Genomic DNA, 6,582 nt, shown 5'->3' with positions numbered 1-6,582 from the left:
TTGAAATTGGTCATTTAATCATGCAAATAAGAGTTACTCATTTACACAAAATTCTTGACACTCTCATTAAGGTATGAGAATCAAGAGCGTTTCTTTAGTGTTTGTAGTGAAATATAAGCACATAAAGCTATGGAGGGAATGATTACGACTATGTCTTTTATTCGTTAAAGAACTTCTGAGTTAACTGGTTATCAGGAAGAGGCTCCTTGGAATTCTGAAATTGATGTTAATGTTGATTTCGTGATGGTCTATGGCAATGATCCAACATTATATGACCGGATTGGTGAATATCGCAAGCAAGGATATCGTGTTCATTTGATGACCGGAATGGCTTGGGGTAATTACCAGGATTATTTATATGGTAAGTGGGACGGTCGTTCGCACTGGTCAGAGGCACAAGTGCGTGCAGATGGGCAAATAGTTGGACATGGCAAGGACATTCCCTATATGGTTCCTACAGTATCATTTGCAGATTATATCAGTGAAAGTTTAAGGAAAGCGGTAGATGCAGGGGTCGAGGCAATTCATCTTGAGGAACCGGAATTCTGGGACTTTTCAGGATACTCGAAAGCCTTTCGAGATGAATATGCAATCTATTATCGTGAACCATGGCAGGATCCTCAGCAAGATATCGCGACACATTACAAGTGTGCACAACTTAAGGCATACCTCTATGCCCGAGCGATTAGGCGTGTTGCGGATTCCATTAAAGAATATTCATATCAGAAGTTTGGAAAGGCAGTGCGCGTATACATTCCAACGCATAGCTTAATTAATTATACTCAGTGGAAAATCATGAGTCCGGAAGGCCTGTTGAATGATATCCCATCTCTTGATGGATTCATTGCACAAGTATGGACGGGCACAAGTCGTACCCAAAATATGTATCGAGGCAAGTTGGCCGAACGGACATTTGAAACTGCTTATTGTGAGTTTTCCATCATGCAGGAATTAGTCAAGAAATCCAATAAACAAATGTGGTTTTTGGCAGATCCAATCGAAGACAATCCTCGATATGATTGGTCTGACTACCGGAAAAATTATTTTGAAACTGTAATTGCTTCGTTGCTCCATCCGGAAGTTCATCATTATGAAGTATGTCCTTGGCCGAATCGAGTGTTTAATGGTAAATATCCTAAGAATAATCGTTCAGATGATAAAGAAGTAGAGGATAAATCAAAACCAATTCCAGAAACCTATCGTACACAGCTTATTAATATGTTTCAAACATTATGTAACATGGATCAACCTGATTATCGTTTCGCTGAGAATAATGAAATTCATCTTGGCGTTGCATTAAGTGATACCGGGTTGTATCAGCGAAGTTATCCCCAGGGCGTTTTATCAGATTCGAAGGGTGATTTAAAAGAGACGTTTGATTTCTACTCATCTGATGCGTTTCCCATGTTTTATGGGTTGGCGTTACCACTGGTCAAGCATGGCATGCCAATCAGATGTGTTCAAATTGATAATGTGTTAAGAAGTTCGAATTACTTGAGTGATCTAAAATATTTAATATTAAGCTATGACTTTATGAAGCCACTTTCACCTGCTGTGAATAGTGAAATCGCAGCGTGGGTTCAAAATGGTGGCGTCTTAATTTATATTGGTGACAATCAGGATCCGTATAATCGGATTCCTGCGTGGTGGAATGATAATGGTAAAAGTCGGTATACGCCTCTCCAACATTTATTTGACGTTCTTGGAACAGGCTCCTTAACACCAGCCGTAAGTTCGGTTAGTAAGGGGAAAGTATACAGGTTAAATATGAATCCTGCAGAAATTTGCGAAAGCGCTAACGCTGAAAATGTATATTTAAATCTCGTTACCGACGCAATTAGTCGAAGTAATGATGCGTGGGAAAAAACTAATCGTTTCACACTTTACCGAGGACCATATGTTATCAGTGCTGTGATGGAAGAGAGTTTAGCAACCTCGACAGAATTGAAAGGTGATTTTGTAGATCTATTACAACCTGATTTTAACTATTTAAATCAGATCTCACTTCAACCAGGTCAAAACGCATTGCTTTTCGATCTGAATCGTATACAAAGCGAATCAGTTGAGATTATCGGAACGACCGGACGAATTTTAAGTCAAACTGCAACGCAAACAAAGCTGGTTTTTGAAATTAAAACCACGAAAAACGTTAACTCATACTTGGCACTAGCCAATGCGTCAACGATTTCAACAGTTAAAATTATTGATGATCAAGGTAATCTGGTTGCCAATGTAGTTCGAAAATATGATGGCATCGGTTATACGACCATTAATTATACCGGTACCGGATCAATGATAAGAATTAATATTTTAAAATAATCCTTCGGAGGAATTAGTCATGGATGTATTCAAAATCGATACGCGTCACGGGACAAGCAATACGTTTGAGTTATCTCGTGGAAATTGTTTTCCATTTACAGGTGTTCCATTTGGGATGAATTATTTTGCCATTGAAACTAATGATGATAATTGGTGGTTTCATCCAGAAGCTAAACATTATCGTGGCTTTAGAATAACTCATCAACCAACGATGTGGGCTGGAACAAAGGGTGATTTTTGTTCACTAAGAATTTTACCGGTCGGCAATGCGACGATTGGGTTGACAGATGTTGCCTATGATCCAGAGCAATCACAATTTCACCCTAATCAACTAGAAATTTTTCAGAAAAATGATCAACTGCGAACAACTGTCATTCCAACTGATTATGGATGCACGATGAATATTTCATCATCGCACCTTCAGAGCGGAATCGTGGTTAGTTTTCCAACTGATGGCGTAATTACAGACGTGAGTGAAGATGTGATTGAAGGTTACTCTTTACAGCTACATACACATGGCAGCGTCCCGTTAAAAATGTATTTTCATATTCGAAGTAATCATGCGATTACAAATGTAGAAGAAATCCAGCCTGGATTTACGCAAATCTTATTTCAAGAAGCGGGAGCGGTTCATCTTGGAATTGGGACATCCTTTATTTCCGAGGAATATGCACGAAAAAATGTGCCGGTCGGCGAAGATGAGGTGTTGCTAGCTGACGTTACGGCACGATGGCAAGAAAAACTCAATAAAATTGAAGTCTCGGATCATGATCCAAAAAAGGTGCAGACATTTTATCAGAACATGTATCGAGCATTTTTGTATCCCCAAAGATTATATGAAATGGATGAGCAAGGAAATCCTGTACATCGCGATATGTACGCTGACCAGGTTAAACCAGGATATCTGTATATGAACAATGGTTTTTGGGATACCGCGCGAACAGTTTACCCATTGTATTCGTTGATTGAAGTGGATGAGTACCAGAAAATTCTCGAGGGTTTTCTGAACAGCTATCGTGAGAGTGGATACTTGCCTAAGTGGCTGTCACCTGAGGATTCTGGTGGAATGCCCGGTAACTGGATCGATGCCGTCATTGCTGATGCGTCAATCAAGGGAATTCGTCGTGATTTAATGCCTGAATTCTTGAAAGGAATGATTCATTCTGCGGAAGTTCAGGATCCCAATCGTTCTCGTGGGCGTTCGTACTGCCAAGAATACTTGGAGAATCAATACGTACCTGCAGATTTAAATGAGTCTGTGAATCACACACTCGATTATAGTTACAGTGACTATTGTATTTCGGTTGTTGCTGATAGCTTAAACGATAAGACTACTAGTAGCAAGTATGGTGAGCGTGCATTTTGGTATCAGAATTTATTTTCAAAGAACGACGGATTTATGGTTGCACGAGATCGTGCTGGAAAGTTTAATCAGAATTTTAGCCCTACTTCTTGGGGTGGCGATTATACGGAAGGCGCATCTTGGCAGTCAACTTTTGCCGTTCCACACGATATTCAAGGTTTGATCAATTTATATGGTGGCCCTGAAAAGTTTGAAAAAACAATCGTTAAGCTTGGCAATACGACACCAAGTTACACTGTTGAAGGGTACGGTCACGTGATTCATGAGATGGCTGAGATGGAAGTGAATGGGTTTGGCCAGATTAATGTTGGGAATCAACCAAGTTTTCACTTGCCATATCTGTATACATTTATTAAGAAGTCATACTACGCACAGCCGTTGCTAAAGCAAGCATTGACCCGACTATTTAATGCCGGCTGGCAAGGTTATCCTGGTGATGAAGATAATGGTAGTATGTCGTCGTGGTATATTTTTAATTCATTAGGATTTTATCCATTTTGTCCTGGATCTGGCGAGTATTTAATTGGGATGCCAATATTTGATCATGCAACGATTCATTTATCAAATGGGAAATCTTTAAACGTGACAACTGAATCAAATTATCCTCAGCAACAGTTTATCGACAGTATTACCGTGGATGCACAAGCTTATAGAAAATGTTTTATTCAGCACAGTGAATTAATTCAAGGCATGAATTTTACCTTCAATCTAGGAATGGTGCCTAATCCTGAATGTTTTAATTATCAAGAAATGCCTTTTAGTTTAACAACAAATTAATTTAAGAAGCGATTTTGATTCATGACTAATAATCGAATTCCATCAGTTCCATTGGTTGTGCACGACCCCTATTTTTCAATTTGGTCACCAGCTGATCATTTAAATGATCAAGAAACGTTGAGTTGGACTGGAAAGTCAATGCCAATCAATGGACTGATCACAATTGATGATAATATTTATAATTTTCTCGGCCGAGATGAGCGCCATGAGAACCTAAAACAACAAGATTGTAAAATCACTATGACGCAGACTGTGGTGACCTTTGCCAACGAACAGGTAAAGCTGACGGTAACCTTTGCGCAACATTTTGATTTAGCAGATTTGCAAAGTATTTCTGAACCCATTACTTATCTCAAGCTGCATGTTGAGGTTCTTGATAAAATTGAGCATCAGATTAATGTACAGCTTAAGTTTGATGGGCATGTAACATATGAATCCTTGACTGATAACCGGCTTGTTACCAAAGAATTGCTCGTAAATGACACCCAAGAAGTATTTATCGGTAAAGCACGCCAAACGCCATTAAATTCATCCGGCGATCTGATCAATATCGATTGGGGATATTTATATTTAGCGACCAATGATGAAGAAAATAAAAAGGTATCCGCATATCAAAATTGGAATGAACAAGGTTTACAGGCTAGTTTTGATTTATCGACTGCAACTAAAAACGATGCAAGGTTACTGATTGCTTATGATGATTTACAATCTATCAATTACTTCGGCCACGCACAGAATGCGTATTGGAAGGAAGAACAGCCATCATTGAGTGCGCTTCTTGACTTAAGATTAGGCGAATTTGAAGAAATTTTAGTTGATTGTAATCAGATCGACGAAAAAATTGCCAATCAAGCGCGCAAAGTTGGTGGCGATGATTATGAGCTAATTTGTGCGACTGCTTATCGTCAAGCAATTGCAGCCCACAAGTTAATTAAAAATGAAAACGGAGATGTCGTATTTTTATCAAAAGAATGTAATTCCAATGGCTGTATTGGGACAGTTGATGTTAGCTATCCATCAATTCCTTTGTTTTTAGCATTTCAGCCGAAATTGATTGAGGGTATGTTGCGTCCAATCTATCGTTTTGCTAAATTACCGGTTTGGCCATTTGATTATGCTCCACACGATGTTGGTCGTTATCCATATGCCACAGGACAAGTTTATGGGATGAATAATTCAAAACAACTGGATGATAGTACCGCTATTCGTGAGTATGACACTGTCGGTATGTTTTACGAGTTCCCTGCAAGTACGGATTTATATAAGCATGAATACCAGATGCCCGTCGAGGAATGTGGGGATATGATCATCATGGCCAGCACCACATCTTTGTTGTTGCATGATGGATTTCTAGAAGAAAATTATGAGCAATTAATTAAATGGAGTCATTTTTTGATTGAGAATGGTCAGGATCCGGATAATCAGTTATGCACGGATGACTTTGCCGGTCATTTGGCACACAATGTTAATTTATCATTAAAGGCAATCGTGGCGCTTGGCGCATTAGGTAAGGCACTGAAAGAAACAAAATATGTTGCTAAAGGTGAGGAACTATCACAAAAGGCACATGAAATGGCATTGATTTGGGAACAAACAGCTCAGTCAGAAACCGATACACGACTAGCGTTTGATCAAGCCGATACTTGGTCATTGAAATATAACTTAATCTGGGATGAAGTGTTAGGCTTACATTTATTTAGTTCAACCGTTGCTGAATCTGAAATCAACCGATATCTTAGTGAACTTAACGAATATGGTGCTCCATTGGATTCCCGTGCTAGTTATACTAAAGTCGATTGGTTAATGTGGGTCGCTTCATTAACGTCAGGAGAGAGCGCACTAGAGCCAATTTCAAAAACTGTCGTGAAGTTTTTGAATGAAACAACCGATAGACAACCATTTTCTGATTGGTATGAGACTAAGACGGGTAAGATGGTAGCATTCAAAAATCGCACAGTTATTGGCGGGGTTTTTATGCCACTGCTAAAATCTCTTGAACGGTATGTAAAATAGTGAAAATTCAAGTGCTCAGGAAGTATTTGTAAAAAAACCATGAGCTGCATTTAAGTTATTAGATGCGGCTTTTTGAATGTAAACAAAGTTATTAATCCCACTAAAGATGG

Annotated in this window: 3 protein-coding genes; all 3 read left to right on the top strand. The window is 39.0% G+C overall.

Annotated elements, in window-relative coordinates:
- The first annotated feature begins 243 nt into the window (after positions 1-243).
- The 3 genes from EKM67_RS07620 to EKM67_RS07610 are packed head-to-tail and all read left to right on the top strand — an operon-like array spanning position 244 to position 6,472.
- Complete coding sequence (locus EKM67_RS07620) at positions 244-2,319, top strand: hypothetical protein (protein ID WP_125578427.1); 2,076 nt, start codon at positions 244-246, stop codon at positions 2,317-2,319.
- A gap of 19 nt (positions 2,320-2,338) precedes the next feature.
- Positions 2,339-4,459: a GH92 family glycosyl hydrolase gene (locus EKM67_RS07615; protein WP_125578426.1), complete on the top strand. Its 2,121-nt coding sequence runs from the start codon at positions 2,339-2,341 to the stop codon at positions 4,457-4,459.
- Positions 4,460-4,480: 21 nt separating this feature from the next.
- Entirely contained in the window at positions 4,481-6,472 is a 1,992-nt protein-coding gene (locus tag EKM67_RS07610; protein WP_125578425.1) for a glutaminase domain-containing protein, read from the top strand.
- Positions 6,473-6,582 lie beyond the last annotated feature (110 nt).

The organism is Lapidilactobacillus mulanensis (assembly GCF_003946215.1).
Classification (GTDB): domain Bacteria; phylum Bacillota; class Bacilli; order Lactobacillales; family Lactobacillaceae; genus Lapidilactobacillus; species Lapidilactobacillus mulanensis.
This window is presented reverse-complemented; position numbering and strand designations above follow the sequence as displayed.

What these genes read in the sequence shown, in the direction of transcription:
- EKM67_RS07610 (WP_125578425.1), top strand. Translation starts at nt 4,481, where the DNA reads ATGACTAATAATCGAATTCCATCAGTTCCATTGGTTGTGCACGACCCC.
- EKM67_RS07620 (WP_125578427.1), top strand. Translation starts at nt 244, where the DNA reads ATGGTCTATGGCAATGATCCAACATTATATGACCGGATTGGTGAATAT.
- EKM67_RS07615 (WP_125578426.1), top strand. Translation starts at nt 2,339, where the DNA reads ATGGATGTATTCAAAATCGATACGCGTCACGGGACAAGCAATACGTTT.